A 14,865-nucleotide genomic window follows, 5' to 3' on the forward strand; every position below is an offset into this window, starting at 1 on the left:
CAGCCGGATGCCGCCAATGTCGTTGGACCGCATGCCGCGCGGCATGATGGACCAAGCGCCGCCAGCGAAACGCGATCCGCCACCCTTTCCGCCAATCGGCCCCGGAGGCATTTTTCATGACCAGCAAGCCGCTTCTTTCCGTCTGCGTGCCCTCGCGCAACCGCCAGTATTATTTCCAGCACACGATTCGTGCCGAACTGCAAAGCCCGCACCGCAATGTCGAATTCATCTTCGCCGACAATTCCGACGAACCGGCGATCATGAATGATTTCATCAAGTCCATCGACGATCCGCGCATGGTCTATCTGCCTTCCGAAGATCGTGTTCTCTCGATGGTCGACAATTGGGAGCGCTGCATGGAAGCCTGCAGCGGCGACTGGATCGTCTTCATCGGCGACGACGACTACATGGATACCGATCTCGTGCTGCTTCTCGATCGGCTGATGGCCGTCGAGCCGGACACGGACGCCCTGCATTGGCCACCGGTCAACTACAACTGGCCGACCGAGGAAGGCAAAATCCACGGCACCAAGATCGTGCTCAAGGAGGAGATCTTCCTGCTGCACAAGTCCCTGCTGGAAAACAGCATGTTCGGCTGGAAGGACGCGTCACACGTTCCGCATAGCGGGTTTTCCATCTATCATTCGGCGATTTCGCGCAAGCTCATGCTCAGGATCAAGGAGACCTTTGGCGGCCTCTATTTTGAGCATCCGATCGTCGACTACGACAATTCCTGCAAGGTGATTGCGCTGGGCCAGAAATTCGCTGTATGTCCGCGCCCATTTTCCGTGATGGGCAAATGCCCGCTGAGTAATTCGGCGGGGATCGGTAAGCGTGACGAATACCGGAGGAATATCAGTGCTCTCATCGGTGAGGTGGGGCGCGATTTTGAAACGGACGATGCCGTAAGGGATTTGCCCTTTAAGAGCCTGCTCGGCACGCCAGCTGTAATCGCCCAGATGCAGCACTGGTTCAAAACCAAATACGGCTACGAATACCCGAACTGGGAAGTCGGCTTTGCCAAGGCCTGCGCCATCGATACCGGCTATTATGCGGACCAGGAATCCTTCGATCAGGCGCGCGAAGCCTATGCGCAGGCCTTCGCCAGCTGGAAGGGCGGCAAATATTTGCGGCATTACAATCCGAAATTCATCGGCAAGCGCGATGCCGCCAATTCGATCAAGACCGGTTTCTTTGAAAATGCCGTCCTGATCGAGGAGACGATCGGCGGCTCCAGGACCGTCGGCGAGTTCTTCGATATCGTCCGATGCATGATCAAGCCGGCGGATATGCTGGAGATCAATCCTGAGGGCCTTCGGGCCGGGCGTCCGGCGCCGCAGACGCTGAGGCTGAATGCACCGCTGTCGGAACGCCGCCGCGCCAGCTGATGGCTTGGCGCGCTCTCTCCTGATACCCTGACAGGAATGGAAAATGGCGCCGCGCGGCGCCATTTTTGCGTTTCCGGGCAGGGCGCGCCGAGGCGACGTCAGACGCGCTTCAGGAAGCCGTCCGGTGCCGCGGTGAACACCAGCTTGTTTTCGATGACCTTGTCGATTTCGAACGACAGTGCCGCGCCGTCGTTTGCCGTGCGGCCCTCGTCCTTCAGCTTGCGCAGATATTCCCATACCGCGGTCTTCGGATTGTTGCCCTTGCCCCAGGGGCGGTCATCCGACATCGAATCGGGGAAGTCCTCGACGATCGTGTCCCAGACGACGCAATAGGAACCGGCCGTTGTCAGCGGCGCATAGAGCTCGAGTTCGGCCAGCACATGCTCGTGGGTATGATTGGAATCGAGGAAGACCAGCACCTTCTCATATCCCTCGCTTGCAGTCTTGACCTTGGCAAACACATCCTCGTCCACAGAAGACCCCTGATAGAGTTCGATCTTGTGCGCCAGCGGATGGGCCTCGATCGCCGTTCTGTTGTGCGGGCGGATGTCGATGTCGACGCCGATGACCTTGCGCTTGCCGGCTCTCGGGTCCAGCACGTCGCCGTTTTCCACGGCATCGCAGTAGTCGAGAAGCGCCAGTTGCGAGGCGCTGGAGATCAGCGAGCCGCCATGGGCGATGCCGGTCTCGATGACCAGGTCCGGACGGCACGACCAGATCAGTTCCTGCACCGCATAGAGATCCTGCGGCACCTGAATGACCGGGCGGCCGAGCCAGGTGAAGTTATAGGAATAGTGATGCCGCACCGATTCTCGCGTCCAGATATTGGAGAGCGCGAGAAAGTCGCGGTCCTCGCCAATGTCCTTGATGTTCTTGGTGACGAACTGACGAAACTCTTCGACGGGATCCATGCGTTTCCTCTTTCCGCAAAGCTTTGCTTCTTCTCATTGTCGCGCGACGGGACTTTAAACCAAACGACCCGCTTGCTACAGCGGAAGATCTGAACGCGTCGCGCGCCTTCGACTGTTAAAGTCAATCACGCTTACCCGGGACTGATGACGATGAGGATATTGCTAACAGGCGGCAGCGGATTTGTCGGCCGGCAGGTCCACAAGGCCCTGAAAGGCGATGGCCACGAAGTCAGGCTGGTGCTGCGGCCGGGCCGCGAGGACAGGCTGCTCGTGCCGACCGATGAGGCCGATATTCTCCACACGGACGACCTCTTCGCCCATTCCGGCGACTGGTGGCGTGAAACCTGCCGGGAGATCGATACCGTCGTGCATGCGGCCTGGTATGTGGAGCCGGGCAAGTTTCAGGATGCATCGGAGAATCTCGCCTGCGTCAGCGGCACATTGGCTCTGGCGCAAGGCGCCCTGGCGGCCGGTGTAGGCCATTTCGTCGGCGTCGGCACCTGTATGGAATATCGCCTGCCTTCCGACAGGCTCGAGGTCACCGCCCCGCTCGCGCCCTCGACGCTCTATGCGGCTTCCAAGCTGGCGCTCTATCAGATGCTGGAGCCTTTCTTTGCCCCGACCGAGACCGCTTTTGCCTGGTGTCGCCTGTTCTATCTCTATGGTGACGGAGAATATCCAGCCCGGCTTGTGCCCTATCTGCGTCGCCAGCTGGAGAGTGGCGAGACGGTGAAACTGTCGGCAGGCACGCAGATCCGTGATTTTCTCGACGTCGCCGATGCCGGCCGGATGATCGCGACGGTGGCCGAGACCGGCCAGACCGGCCCGGTCAACATATGCTCCGGTGTGCCGATCACCATCCGTCAGCTGGCGGAGAGGATCGCCGACGAATATGGCCGCCGTGATCTGCTGGAATTCGGCACGGCCGCGATCCACCCCTCCGACCCGGCGTCGGTCGTCGGCGTGCCGAATGTTGCGCGACGCTAGCACGGGGTCAGGTCCTATCGGGCCGCCCGATCGCGTCACGCTTCCTTTGCGGGCGCCTTCTGGTCGGTGATCACGAAGATCGGCGCGAGGATCGAACTGACGACGCTGTAGAATTCCTGGGCCGTCTGGGCATTGCCGATAAAGCGATCGACCAGCAATGTCTGTCCGACCAGGCCGCGGCGCCGGTCGTCCGGCTGCTCGGGGTAATATTTCGGCTGGAAATAGGGGAGCAGCTGTTCGCCGCCCGGCATCCGCTGGAGCGCGGCATGATAACCCTGGCACCGCTGCTCGAAGACGGCGGGGTCGTGTTCCAGAATGCAGTCGACACTGCAGGAGCGGACGAAGTTCTCATTGAAGCCGCCCCACTCGCTGCCGAGTTCGCTCAGCACGCGGGCCTGGATCTCGGCGATGGCGGCGGTCAGGCCGATCGAGCCGTCGAGCGGGAAGCCTTCGAGCGCAGACCGCACGGCGACCGGCCGGTAGGGCGTCGTGCTGGTGGCGGACATCGGCCGATGGGAGAGCGCCAGTTCATTGGCAAATAGCACCGTGCGGGCCGTCCATTCGAACCGCGGCACGGGGGTCAGCCAGCTGGTCGGCGCGGAGGCGCTGAGGATCGATTCCACCAGGCTGCGCTTCAGCGCGCCGTGAAACAGGCCGAACGGCACCTTCGGCGTCTGCGGTGCGGCCGTCCAGTTGAAAAAGGCGTCCAGCATGCTCGCCTTGTCGATCTCCGACACCTTGTGCTGCACCGGGATCGCAACGGCAGTCTTGGTGCCGCGCGAGGCGGTAGGGCTGATCTGGAAGGAATTCCAGCCGATTGCGTCCGCTGTCGGCCGTGTCTCCTCGACATGGGCGATGAGCTTGGCGAGGTCCGGATCCAGCATGTCGTCGGGAGCGACAATCGTCACCCAGTCGCCCTTTGCCGCATTGACGGTGCCGATCCACAGCTGTGCCGCGGTGATGTTGGCCGGTGCCGGGGGCAGGATCGTCAGGCGCGGATCGCTGGCAGCCTTCTCGTAGAGGGCCGCCGCGCTGTCCTGGCTGCTTTCGAACAGCGAGACGATCACTTCCAGATCGACGCCGGAGCGTGCCAGCAGGGTGTCGACGAGAAAAGACGGGGCGGCCTGGTCGGGCTCGACCGGGATACAGACGGAAAGCTTCGGCATTCTGGACCTCGTATGGTTCGGCCGTAGGCGCGCGCGGGGCGACTGCCTTGCGAACTGCGATTGACGGAGGCCATCGCCCGGCGCGTCGCCTTGGGCCCATGGCACGATCTCGACTTCGGAAAATATCGGGCAAAACTGGAGCGAGGCTTTGCGCAGTATGCTCTATGGCGTGCGGCCGGTCGGTTTGACGGCTGCATCGGGCATCTCCGGCCGGGAGGTCTTCGGCGTTTCGACGAAAGGCCAGCGCTGCGGCGAATGGGGTGCGGCCGGCAGCCAGTCCTTGCGGTCGAAATAGGCGCGCGAACGCTTGACCGTCGGCAGCTTGTTGGTCGCCATCACGATCAGATTGAAGCGGTGCGGGTCGGTAAACTCCCGCTGAAAGCTGTAGGACATTCCCGAATGGCTTGTGACCAGATCTTTCAGGGTCGCGATGCTGTCGACGAATTGGGAAAGGTCGCGCCATCCTGTCTGTTCTTCCAGAAGCTTGACGCCATCGATCATCCGCTGGCGCATCGGCGGGTCCTGCGCGCTGTCGGCAAGGACGAGCTTCATCCGGATCGAACGGATCTCGCCATCGGGATCCCCCTTGGCAATGAAGAACAGCGACGGCTCGGCCGACCCCCGCGCGCCGGTACCATCCGTGGCCGGTTCGTCTGACAGGCATTCGAAGGTCGAGCGGTCGAGCGGGCTTTGTCGCCAACCGTTATTGTCGATACCGATTTGGGTGAAGTCTTTGCAGACCTGCGGCCCGAGGTCGCGCATCTCGCGCAGAAAGACCCCCGCGACCGCGACGTCCGGTGGATTGAAAAAGCGCGGCGGGAGATCGATGGTGGCCGGGGCGGGCCGATCGGTCTTGGCCTGCACCGGTGATTTTCCGGGCGCGGCAATCCTTGCCGGAGGCCAGTCGATGTCGAACCATAGGAGCAATTGCTTCAAGTGCTGGGCATTGTTGGAGAGAAGCACCGTGGCGGCAATGGTAAGCGCCATGCCGGTGAAGACGAGCAGGAAGATCAAGGCGCCGCCGCGCCTCGGCCTTTGCCGCAGTACCGGTTTCACCCGGTCGCGCTGTTCGTCCTTGCCGCTTGCTATCATGCCGGTTCGCATCCCATCCCCAGACGCTTATGGCACAGATCGCGCGCTACGGCCTAGATGCGAGCTTTCGGGGGGGGCAGGTCGGCGTCAGCCCCGCGAAAAGGCTTGCGCCCTGGCCTTCGCCGCTTCGACGATCGACCGCATCTCGCGCGCTGTTGCGCCTTCGACGGCAAACGCGCGGGACGGCTCAAGTCCCGGGTCCTCTTCTCCGTTATGCGGGGAGATCTCTTCGGCCAGTTGGTCGATATCGTCGATCTTGCCGTCTCGCAGAAGGGCTGCGAACAGGCTCACCATGATCTCGCGCTGAGCGTTAAGCCGCCCCTCGAGTTCCTCGATTGCGGTCTGCATGGTGCTCCTCCTTTTCGGTCCCGGGTTCGCCTCGATCAGAAACGCCGTCGCACGGCAAAAGGTTGCCGCGACGATCCGCCGATGGTCGGGAGCAAGGGTATGGGCGGATGGCCGGTCGGCCATGAACGGGAGAGCAGGAAAGCCCTCAGTCTTCTTCGCCGGCCTTCTCGGCACTTTCGAGAACCGGGGCAGGGGCGGGAGCCGTTGTCGGGGGCGCGTGGGCGGCGAGCCAGACCTGCAGTGCCTCGACCGTCTTCAGCCGCAGGCTGGTCTGCCGCAACATGGCGCGCGCCAGCGAGCGGTCGTGGCTTTCCAGCCCCATCTCGACCATCACCTCGGCCAGCGAAATACCGCGCATCGCCATGATGCCCCGCAACCGATCGACCGTCTCGCGGGTAAGATAGCGGCCGGTGGCAATCGGGGCTGGAGCTGCGGTTCGGATGGATCCCGCTGCAACCGGCATCTGCTGGTCCTCGCCAAGCCAGACGACAAACGCCTGCTGCTCCTCCACCGAGGCTTTCGCCCAGGAGTGCTTCAGCTTTTCCAGCCGGGTCCGTTTGATTTTCGTCACAGCGTCACCTTGGAAGGCGATTCGGGAATGTGCCCTTGGGGCTGACGGAGCTTTAACGGCAACGGACCGTTCCGTCACCCGCCGACCCCGCATAAAAAAACTGCCGGCTGCTGAGCCCGGCGGTTGCCGGGATCAGCCGGCCTTGCCGTTTTCAAGATCGCCCAGGGCAAGCCTCTTGTCTGCGCCGGAATCCCCCTTGCCGCCGGGTACCGGCACCCTCATGCCCAGGCGCCGCGTCTTGGCGAAAGGTGCGGCAATGGCACGGCTGGCACCTTATGTGTCGGTCGGCAGAATGAGCGGCTCGCTCTTTTGCAGATCTTTGACGGCAAAGACGACCGTGGGCGCGCCGCGCCATGTTTCGCGAACCAGCGTCTCGATCACTGCCAGCGGCAGCATCAAAAATGTGTCGTGAAGTGGATTGGGAGAAGGTAAATGGTGCTGCTAGAGAGATTTGAACTCTCGGCCTCTCCCTTACCAAGTATGTTCTCATTGGGGCGCATCAATTTGATTTACCTTTAAGTTCTCTATTACCCTCTGAAAACTCCCCGGATTTTCCCCAAGGGAGCGAAGATATTGAAGAGGACAGGTTGTCTACATTCAGGTGCGCATAACGCAGCACCATCTTCTCGGATTTCCATCCGCCAAGCCTCATCAACGCAATCAGATCGCGGTTAACCTGGTAGTGCCAGGTCGCCCAGGTATGCCGGCAGTCGTGCGGCGTGAAGTCGGATATGCCGGCTCGCCTGCATGCTCCCTTAAAGCCGGACTTAATCTGCCCGCCACCACCGGCTTTCACCTCATATGGCTTGCCGTCCGGCCGCCGAAATACAGCACCCTCTCGTCGAGGCAGATTGGCAAGCGTGGCGACCACATAAGGGTGCAGGGGCACGCCACGATCCTCGCCGCTCTTGGTATCGAGAAAAGACACATGGGCGCGCGAAAGATCGACTTGCTGCCAATCCAGATAAAGCGCCTCGGAGAGACGGGCACCGCTATAGAGCAGGAAGATCACCAGTGGCTTCAAGTGTACCGCACTAGCCTCGATCAGCCGATCGGCCTCCGCATGCGAGATCCACCGAATTCGTCCCTTGGCCTGCTTTGGTCGCTCGATGATCGGTGTATCGCAGAGCCGGCGCTTGGCGGCAAAGTGCAACACCGCCGAGGTCGGGGTGTAGACTTGCCGGTTTCGCGTGGCGGCCGTTGCCTTCGGGTACAGCTTGCGCGCCGCCCCATCGATAGCTGCCTGGTCTATCTCGCCGAGTGGCTTAGTGCCGAAGTGACGCGCCACTATATCGACAAAGCGGCTTGCCCCGCCGTTCTCGAGATACATCACGCTGGCTTCAAGGAACGTCGCTGTCTTTCGCGTTCCGTGGATGGAACGGTCGAGGATCTCCGCTTCTCGCCGGAGGCGGATTTCTTCCGCCCTGTCTCGTTCGTCAGTGCCTGTAGTTTCGTCCACAGTGACGCCTCGGACGGTGCCACGGATGTACCAGTTTTTGCCGCCATGTCGGCGGGCGAGCTTAAGCGGCATTGCAGGGCCTCCAGAAGGGAGGAAACGTCCGCGTCGGTGAAAACCTTACGCTGGCCGACCTTCCTGTAAAACGGTTTGTCCTTGAGGATTTCGCGAAGCGTGCGCGTCGAGACGTGCAGCATTTGGGCGACATCCTCCGCGGTGTGGATTTTGGGGAGTGGCATCAGTTCCTCCTCATTATTCTCAATTGCGAAAAGTCCACGCGGTGAAACATCATTTGAATAGGCAATATCCTGGTTTTAAGGGGGTAAGTTCTTCAAGCCGGCGGGGAGGTGGCGCTCGGTATTCGTGATGCTCCTTTTGGAAAGATAAGGGAGAGCCGACGCTGCCTATTCAGGCTTTGGCGTCGGCCTTCGTCATCTCATCTCGACTTTGGTGGAAGATTTGAAACAGGCGGAATACGATCTCAGAATTCATCGATCGCCCATTTTCCATCGCCGAATATTTGATAGCAGTGCGGAGCTTGTCGGGCATCCGAAGTGGGAACTGCCCGGTCGTGCGCGTTTGTTGCATAAATCGCACCTCAATGTGTGTCACTGTGATATCATCAAAGATGTCACAGTGACGCCATTGCGTCAACGGTAAAAAAACGTCACCGTGACAGCATGCGGAATTAACGGAAAATCGTAGTCGGCCATGACAAACAATACTGGTAGAGATAGCGACAAATTCATGCTCAGGCTGCCGGAGGGTATGCGACATGAGATCAAAGTGGCGGCAGACCATTCGGGCCGATCGATGAATGCCGAGATCGTCGCTCGGCTCGGAGCAACATTCGATAAAGAGTTTGATGCACCGGTAGAGATCGTTCAGATTAAACCAATTAGTATAAGCAAGCAGAACGCCGCAGCGCTGCTCGGCGTATCCCAACCCGAGTTAGATTTGCTCGTTGAGCAAGGTTTTATCCCTCGGCCCAAAGTCGCCGGTACAATTATCTTATATCCTGCTAAAGAGTTCGAAAGTGCTGCCCGTAGATTCTTAGCTGACTGATTTGGAGATTGGTTTCATCACCGGCTGCAGTGGGGCCGTGAGGAGACTGTCTGCTTGCGGGCATCGACTGGCGTTAACAGACATTCCTCTTCACTCACCATATTGACGTCCCCGGCCATTTGCCGCCGGTCGGGTCCGTTCCATACTGCGTAGCCGCATTCTGCACAGCCGCCGTTCAGCCTGTGGTGCGGCAAGTTGATCGTTCGCTGCAGCAAACGGGCAATATCACAGCAGCGTCTCTATGCGCGCTCAACTGAGTATGGCGTGTTTACCGGCCTAGCAAAGCTCGTCATAATCAAGACAGCATTAGGCGCAGGAACGACAGGAAAAAATGTCCACCTATTTCACAGACCGGCAATACGGACTTCGGCCGCCGACGATTGATGTCATCGACGAGCGCTTGTGGGCCGGGCTATACAGTCTGATCCAGACCCGCATCGGCGATGGCTCATTCGGATTGCGCTTTCCTGAGCAATGTCCGGATGGGAACGACCCGTGCGGGTGCGATGAACACTCCTTCCAACGGGTACTGGCAGCGGAAGTACCTTGGGTGGAATGGCCGCTTTCACCGACCGAAGTACCGGCCACCCCCGTAATTCTCGACCTTTTGGAATTTTGCGCCGCTGCTGTGGGGCAGCCCGTTCAAGGGTCTTTTCATTCGTTCTTTCGGCATTACCATCTCAGTTGGGACCGAGCTGCGGGCCTTGAGCGGTTCATCGCAGATGTTAACATGCTGTTCAGCCGCAATGGGCTGGCGTTTGAGCTTACGCCCGCGGGGCAGGCTCGACGTCTCCTCCCGGCGCCGCTGGCCGCAGCGATCGCATGGACCCTTTTCCAAACAGGGGATGGCGAGACGGATCGCCTGCTCGAGGCCGCACGGCGACGGATCGTGTCGCCAAAGTCGGAAGATCGCCAGGACTCGCTTGAAAAGCTCTGGGACGCATTTGAGCGGCTGAAAACGCTTGAGCCAGGGGTGAATAAACGCGTGCAGGCAGATGCGCTATTAGACCGTGTTGCCGCACCGAACTCGGCATTCCGTCAATTGCTGGCGCGCGAAGCGATCGAGTTGACGGACATTGGCAACAGCTTTCGTATCCGCCATTCGGAGGTTACGCAGGAAGCGCTGACTTCGCCAGAACAGATCGACTACCTGTTCATGCGAATGTTTGCTTTCGTGCGAATGGTTCTGAAAGGGACCAGCCGTGGCGGATAAGAAGACGGCTAAACCAAAGAGCGGCAAATCCAGACGGCCTCGCAAGCGTCGCACCACCACTGGCGGGGGTATTCCGGCGCGATCGAGGGGCCGCTCCGGCAATCCCGGCTACGCCGGCTACGAGTATCAGATCGAGGTCACCGTCTGGGTGGCGCTCGACCTTCTGCTGGCCAAGGCCGCGACCGAGGAAGTCGTCGTCGAACCTAGCTCCGATGAGGATCTCGAAGCCGCCGTTAGAGAGCCTTCGACCGCTTCATTGGGGCTGACAGCGGAAGGCGAGAGTCTCAATTTGATCTTGCAGGCGAAGACCCGGTCGGGATCGCCATGGTCGACCGCGGCGATCGCGGATGTGCTGCTCGGCAAGGACGCTGACCAGACAGACAAGGGAAGAAAGCGCATCCGGCCTTTGGAGATGCTGCAGGCGGCTTCGCAGCGACGTTATGTCTTTGTCACCAACGAAGCATCAGCCGAGGGTTTGAGACCACACGAAGGCGAGCACCTGTTCGACTTCCCTGAAGCCGACGAACTTCCGCCCTACAGCCGGGGGGGCTACGACGCCACAGCTCAGGCCGCGCTCGCTCCGCGTATTCTGCTGCTGACAGGCGTGACGCGTGAGGTTTTGGCGACCCGGATCAGCGCACTACTGTCCCGGCATGGGCATGTCCCCGCATCGAAGCACGCCGATTGCCTGAGCGATCTTCGCGACGTTGTTCGCCAGAGAATACAGGGCGCCAACGAAGGGCGTTGGAAGCGCTCGGAGCTGCTTGATGTTCTGGTTCGTCATGGCGGTTCGGTAGCGCCGACACGCGATATGGATCACTACGTTCGCCCTAGTTCTTTTGACGCCATCAAGGAGCGACTCGACACGTCGCATGCTGCAGTCATTGTCGGGCCGTCGGGTACGGGTAAGACCCTAACGGCCGACATCCTTGAGCTTGATCTTCGGCGCGGCACGCCACCGTTTGATATTGTCGGCGAGGAGTATGGACCCGGACATGTTCGGCATCATCTGACGCGATCTGATCCTGTTCTGTTTCACTTGCGCGATCCATGGGGTGGCAACCGGCTCACGCCTGGCGCAGATCGCTGGAGCGGAGAGCTTCCCAAGCTGCTCGACAGCGCAGGCCCCGGCCGCAAGTTCTTGATCACGTCCCGCTCGGACGTCCTTCAAAGTGCCGGCATCGAGATGATGAAGGATCTCCAGTCCTATGTCGTGTCCATCAAGGTTGAGGATTATGGGCCGAAGCGCCTCGGCGAAATCTATGACGGCATCGCCGCCGATCTAACTGGCCATGCTCGTGGGCTCGCGGGTCAGCACCGCGACCGGGCACTAGCAGAGCTGACGCGCCCTTATGAGATAAAGCGCTTCCTCGTCGCGCTCAGCCGCGAAAATGGCGAGAAACCGCGCAAGATTGATGCGATTCTTGCCGACTCTCAGGTCGAGGCCATCTCCAAGGTTATCGCCGCTCAGATCGCGTCGTTCGGAGTGGATGGCGCTGAGAGCTCCGCTGTCATCTGGGCGATGCTTAATACTCGCGGAGCGGTCGCACGAGATGTCTTCGCCAAGCTTGGAAGGCGTCTCAGAGACGCCGATCCGGTTTTGCGGCCTGACATTGAAGGATTGATTGATTTCCTCGTCGCCGGACAGAACCTGCGACAGGACGGCGCGGCGCTGTCCTTCCACCATCCCCGCGTTGAGGACGGGTTGCGTCTTATATTCATGCGTCGCGCCCGCGACGCCGAACGCACGCTTTCGACAGTCGTCGACGTCTTAGTCGGCTGGGATAATGGCAACGAAGACTGGGGTTTGGAGACGGGGCTCGGAATCCTGCGGGCGGCGGCTCGGATCGAGGACCTAAACCTCGATCTCAGCGACGCGACGCAAGAGCGCCTAGACGCTCATCTGGAGGCCGTGGCACTATCCGCCCACAAGCGCACCGACTTCGAAAGGGCGCTGCGCGATCTCGAGCGTTTCGGTTCGCCCGACCATGTACCAAGTCGTTTAGCCAGGATCCTTCTCGAAGGCGGCCCGAAAACGGAGGCGCCGGTGTTTCGCGAGCGTTGGCACGCACCGCAGGTCAGCGATGAAGAGGTGGCGACGTTGCGAAGCGACGGGCGTACGAAGACCCTGATCGATCGATTTGTCCGCGAGGTACTGCCGTTTTCGTATCGCGAGTACTGTCCGGAGCTGATCGCGCTGCTCGGCAAAATTGGAACCGAGCTTGACGACGCGTTCTGGGATGCACTGAATTCCGTCGCGGTTCCTGGGGGGCCGCATGAGAATATCGACGTGATCGTCACGGGCGCGCTATCGGGCGATACTCCGGATTACGACCGGGCGATCGCGCGGTTTGCGCGCTCGGAGGCCGAAGCCGACACGTGGTTGGAGGGTTTCGCTGAGGACACCTACCGAGCGCAAGAGCACGCCGTCGACGCGGACGCGGCTGATCACATCATCGACGAACCCGGCGATCAGTACTTCAACGCTCGCCAAGGCATGAAAGTCATCGTGAAAGTTCGTCGGGCGCGCGATGGCATTGATTGGATCGTCGACAGCCCGCATTGCAAACTTCTCGTCCACGCACTGGCCGAATTGATCTCGGAAAGCCCCCGTTCGCCTCAACTTTCGGAACTGGCATTTCTGCTCGAGCATGCCGAGGATTGGGGTCGCGACCAGGCGTGGCATGCCGCCCAGCAGCACTGGGACAACGGCCTAAGCGAATTCCTATTGGCGGAGTTGACCCGGTCCGACTTAAAGAGCGCCAGCCATCGCCAACGCCTCGTGGAGATCGCCGCAGTTAACGGCGGAACCGGAGACCCAGTTCCCGATCTCCTTATGGTCTTTGGAGGCGCTTCGGCCGAGAGGCGCCTGGAGATCGTCTATGACCTGATAGCAACGAAGCTCAATGATGATCCGGAAGGTAAGAACGCCTTCGCAACGCGCCGTGCTTGGGTGGATCGGCTGGTCCAGAATCTCGGTGAGGCTGAACGCGGATTGGCTAACGGTTTGGTCGACATCCTGACTGGCGAGGACATCCGGGCTGCGGCATCAGCGCTGCCAGAACCAGCTCGTGACCTTGCGACCTCAATCTTGCATACCTGTTCGATTGATCTCGCCGGACCGCTCGCGTGTCTGGCGGCAGCGGCCGGGCTCGACATCAAGGCGGCTGCGGAACGACTGCTAAGGACCGATGATGCGGGCGACGGCCGGGAGGCGATCCAGGCGCTACACATCGCGAATGGCGTCGACCTGCGCACGTGTCTGCGAAAGGCTATGGCGCACAAGCGCTACGTTGTGCGTCGAGAAGCACTTCGCGCGCTCGTGCCCGACGCGACCCCCGATGAGCGAAAGCATCTGATTTTGGTCGCCAGCGACGACAGTGCAGATATGCGACTGGCCTTTGCGCACCTCATGGAGGAACACCGTTGGCCAGAGGCCATCGACCCCTTGATTGAATTGCTCGCCGATACACGAAATTTCGGCAGCCATTTGCCGATGGGAGGTGCGTGGTCGCGATTCAGCGTCCCTCGGGCAGCAGCGCGGGCCCTTGGAGCATTCGAAGGACTGCCGGTCAGCGCCATCGATGCTCTACTTGACGCTGCTAGCGCGCACTCCGCCGATCCGTTCGTCGCTTGTGCCGCCTTGTCTGCGCTGGCGAAGCAGGACGATGCACGCATTACCCCGGTTTTGTTGACGGCGCTCGAAAGTCCCGGACTGGACGATGACGCGGCCTATCGGCCACGGGCGCAGGCCGCGGCCTGGGCGCTGTGTACCCGTGCCACGAGTGAGAAGCTCGACGCATTGGATGGTGACGCAGCACGCGTCGCGCAACGCGATACTTCGGTGATTGCCGGCCCGCTCTTGGTCGCCTTCGGCGCGCTAGGCGGCGAGCTGCGTGAGAAACTGCTCAGAGAACTGCGCGCCGCGAAGCAGTCCGAGCGCGAGACGCTTGTTCGAATGACTGCAATAGCGGTGGACAGGGTCGGTGGGTTGTCGCTGGATGACCGCGAGCAAATTGTATGGCGATTGGCGCGTGGCGAGTCCCTGGATGGGCTGAACCCGAATGAACGCGCCGCGGTCGAGAATTGGAGCCAAGCACTGAATCTCGATTCGGGATTCGAGCGCTTTATCGCCTGGGTCGCCAACGCTGCGTTTGGATTGCCGCTATCCGGAGAGATCGACGGTATCCGGGCGTTCGATCTCCCGAAGCGGATCGGTGTCATGACCATGCGCTCTATGTCGCCATACAGGGAAGAAGAGGCCGGTATCGACGACGGTATGTAAGTGCTGGAATGCATTTGGATTGATGCGTCTTCACGCCACGCTGTGAAGATTTAGACCCGTCGACGCTGCAAAGGAGAGTTTTCGAACGACCGCGGCCATTCCTGAGCTTCTCCAGGGGCGCCGCCGTAAGTCCGGAATCCGGCCTTTCAAAGTCTTTGTGTTGGTTTCCACGCAGAACTGAGCCGGTTAGGCGCATAATTTCCATTGAGAATTGAGCCATGTGAACCTTCCCCCAACGCGGTGAGCGACGGGGGCAACGGAGTGATCCACATGGGACTTTTAAACATTATCCGTCGGATGAAGCTGCGCGAGAAGCAGTCGATCCGCGAGATCAGTCGGCATACCGGTTTGTCGCGCAACACGATTGCGAAGTATTTGAACGC

At 60.4% G+C, this 14,865-nt stretch carries 13 protein-coding genes; 5 read left to right on the plus strand and 8 right to left on the minus strand.

Annotated features, from left to right (window positions below):
* Positions 1-116 precede the first annotated feature (116 nt).
* Positions 117-1,388: a glycosyltransferase family 2 protein gene (locus tag J2Z17_RS14640; protein WP_209946292.1), complete on the plus strand. Its 1,272-nt coding sequence runs from the start codon at positions 117-119 to the stop codon at positions 1,386-1,388.
* A 98-nt stretch (positions 1,389-1,486) separates the two neighbouring features.
* Here the strand turns inward: J2Z17_RS14640 and J2Z17_RS14645 are convergent, their stop codons facing one another.
* On the minus strand, positions 1,487-2,299 hold the full coding sequence (locus J2Z17_RS14645; RefSeq protein WP_209946294.1) for a cephalosporin hydroxylase family protein: 813 nt from the start codon (positions 2,297-2,299) through the stop codon (positions 1,487-1,489).
* Between the two features lie 150 nt (positions 2,300-2,449).
* On the opposite strand from J2Z17_RS14645, the gene J2Z17_RS14650 reads away from it, so the two are divergent.
* Entirely contained in the window at positions 2,450-3,286 is an 837-nt protein-coding gene (locus J2Z17_RS14650) for an NAD-dependent epimerase/dehydratase family protein (RefSeq protein ID WP_245224111.1), read from the plus strand.
* Positions 3,287-3,321: 35 nt separating this feature from the next.
* Here J2Z17_RS14650 and J2Z17_RS14655 read toward each other — a convergent pair whose 3' ends face one another.
* The 7 genes from J2Z17_RS14655 to J2Z17_RS14680 form a co-directional block, all read right to left on the minus strand.
* Positions 3,322-4,452, minus strand: a complete 1,131-nt coding sequence (locus J2Z17_RS14655) for a glycosyltransferase family 2 protein (protein ID WP_209946298.1) — start codon at positions 4,450-4,452, stop codon at positions 3,322-3,324.
* Between the two features lie 162 nt (positions 4,453-4,614).
* Positions 4,615-5,556 (minus strand): DUF6030 family protein, encoded by a 942-nt coding sequence (locus tag J2Z17_RS14660; protein ID WP_209946300.1) that lies wholly within the window; start codon positions 5,554-5,556, stop codon positions 4,615-4,617.
* A 75-nt stretch (positions 5,557-5,631) separates the two neighbouring features.
* Complete coding sequence (locus tag J2Z17_RS14665) at positions 5,632-5,892, minus strand: hypothetical protein (protein ID WP_209946302.1); 261 nt, start codon at positions 5,890-5,892, stop codon at positions 5,632-5,634.
* A 145-nt stretch (positions 5,893-6,037) separates the two neighbouring features.
* Positions 6,038-6,463 carry a hypothetical protein gene (locus J2Z17_RS14670; RefSeq protein WP_209946304.1) on the minus strand — a complete coding sequence of 142 codons (426 nt, stop codon included), beginning with the start codon at positions 6,461-6,463 and terminating at the stop codon, positions 6,038-6,040.
* Positions 6,464-6,736: 273 nt separating this feature from the next.
* Positions 6,737-6,859, minus strand: coding sequence for a hypothetical protein (locus J2Z17_RS25440; RefSeq protein WP_280923371.1), 123 nt, complete (start codon positions 6,857-6,859; stop codon positions 6,737-6,739).
* Between the two features lie 103 nt (positions 6,860-6,962).
* Complete coding sequence (locus J2Z17_RS14675; protein WP_209946306.1) at positions 6,963-7,994, minus strand: tyrosine-type recombinase/integrase; 1,032 nt, start codon at positions 7,992-7,994, stop codon at positions 6,963-6,965.
* Positions 7,995-8,327: 333 nt separating this feature from the next.
* The gene (locus J2Z17_RS14680; RefSeq protein ID WP_209946308.1) at positions 8,328-8,507 is read right to left on the minus strand and encodes an Arc family DNA-binding protein; all 180 of its coding nucleotides are present in this window, start codon (positions 8,505-8,507) and stop codon (positions 8,328-8,330) included.
* A gap of 123 nt (positions 8,508-8,630) precedes the next feature.
* On the opposite strand from J2Z17_RS14680, the gene J2Z17_RS14685 reads away from it, so the two are divergent.
* The 3 genes from J2Z17_RS14685 to J2Z17_RS14695 all read left to right on the plus strand — a co-directional run bounded on the left by J2Z17_RS14685 (position 8,631) and on the right by J2Z17_RS14695 (position 14,482).
* Positions 8,631-8,984, plus strand: a complete 354-nt coding sequence (locus tag J2Z17_RS14685) for an Arc family DNA-binding protein (protein WP_209946310.1) — start codon at positions 8,631-8,633, stop codon at positions 8,982-8,984.
* Between the two features lie 331 nt (positions 8,985-9,315).
* Entirely contained in the window at positions 9,316-10,197 is an 882-nt protein-coding gene (locus J2Z17_RS14690; RefSeq protein WP_209946312.1) for a hypothetical protein, read from the plus strand.
* Positions 10,187-14,482: a HEAT repeat domain-containing protein gene (locus J2Z17_RS14695; protein ID WP_209946314.1), complete on the plus strand. Its 4,296-nt coding sequence runs from the start codon at positions 10,187-10,189 to the stop codon at positions 14,480-14,482. The genes J2Z17_RS14690 and J2Z17_RS14695 overlap by 11 nt, the downstream gene beginning before the upstream one ends.
* The last annotated feature ends 383 nt before the right edge of the window (positions 14,483-14,865 follow it).

This window comes from Heterorhizobium halophytocola (assembly GCF_017873095.1).
GTDB classification, from domain to species: Bacteria; Pseudomonadota; Alphaproteobacteria; order Rhizobiales; family Rhizobiaceae; genus Allorhizobium; species Allorhizobium halophytocola.

Bases quoted from the DNA above. Each gene is read 5' to 3' on its own strand.
- J2Z17_RS14640 (WP_209946292.1), top strand. From the start codon at position 117: ATGACCAGCAAGCCGCTTCTTTCCGTCTGCGTGCCCTCGCGCAACCGC.
- J2Z17_RS14645 (WP_209946294.1), bottom strand. From the start codon at position 2,299: ATGGATCCCGTCGAAGAGTTTCGTCAGTTCGTCACCAAGAACATCAAG.
- J2Z17_RS14650 (WP_245224111.1), top strand. From the start codon at position 2,450: ATGAGGATATTGCTAACAGGCGGCAGCGGATTTGTCGGCCGGCAGGTC.
- J2Z17_RS14655 (WP_209946298.1), bottom strand. From the start codon at position 4,452: ATGCCGAAGCTTTCCGTCTGTATCCCGGTCGAGCCCGACCAGGCCGCC.
- J2Z17_RS14660 (WP_209946300.1), bottom strand. From the start codon at position 5,556: ATGCGAACCGGCATGATAGCAAGCGGCAAGGACGAACAGCGCGACCGG.
- J2Z17_RS14665 (WP_209946302.1), bottom strand. From the start codon at position 5,892: ATGCAGACCGCAATCGAGGAACTCGAGGGGCGGCTTAACGCTCAGCGC.
- J2Z17_RS25440 (WP_280923371.1), bottom strand. From the start codon at position 6,859: ATGCTGCCGCTGGCAGTGATCGAGACGCTGGTTCGCGAAACATGGCGC.
- J2Z17_RS14675 (WP_209946306.1), bottom strand. From the start codon at position 7,994: ATGCCGCTTAAGCTCGCCCGCCGACATGGCGGCAAAAACTGGTACATC.
- J2Z17_RS14680 (WP_209946308.1), bottom strand. From the start codon at position 8,507: ATGCAACAAACGCGCACGACCGGGCAGTTCCCACTTCGGATGCCCGAC.
- J2Z17_RS14685 (WP_209946310.1), top strand. From the start codon at position 8,631: ATGACAAACAATACTGGTAGAGATAGCGACAAATTCATGCTCAGGCTG.
- J2Z17_RS14690 (WP_209946312.1), top strand. From the start codon at position 9,316: ATGTCCACCTATTTCACAGACCGGCAATACGGACTTCGGCCGCCGACG.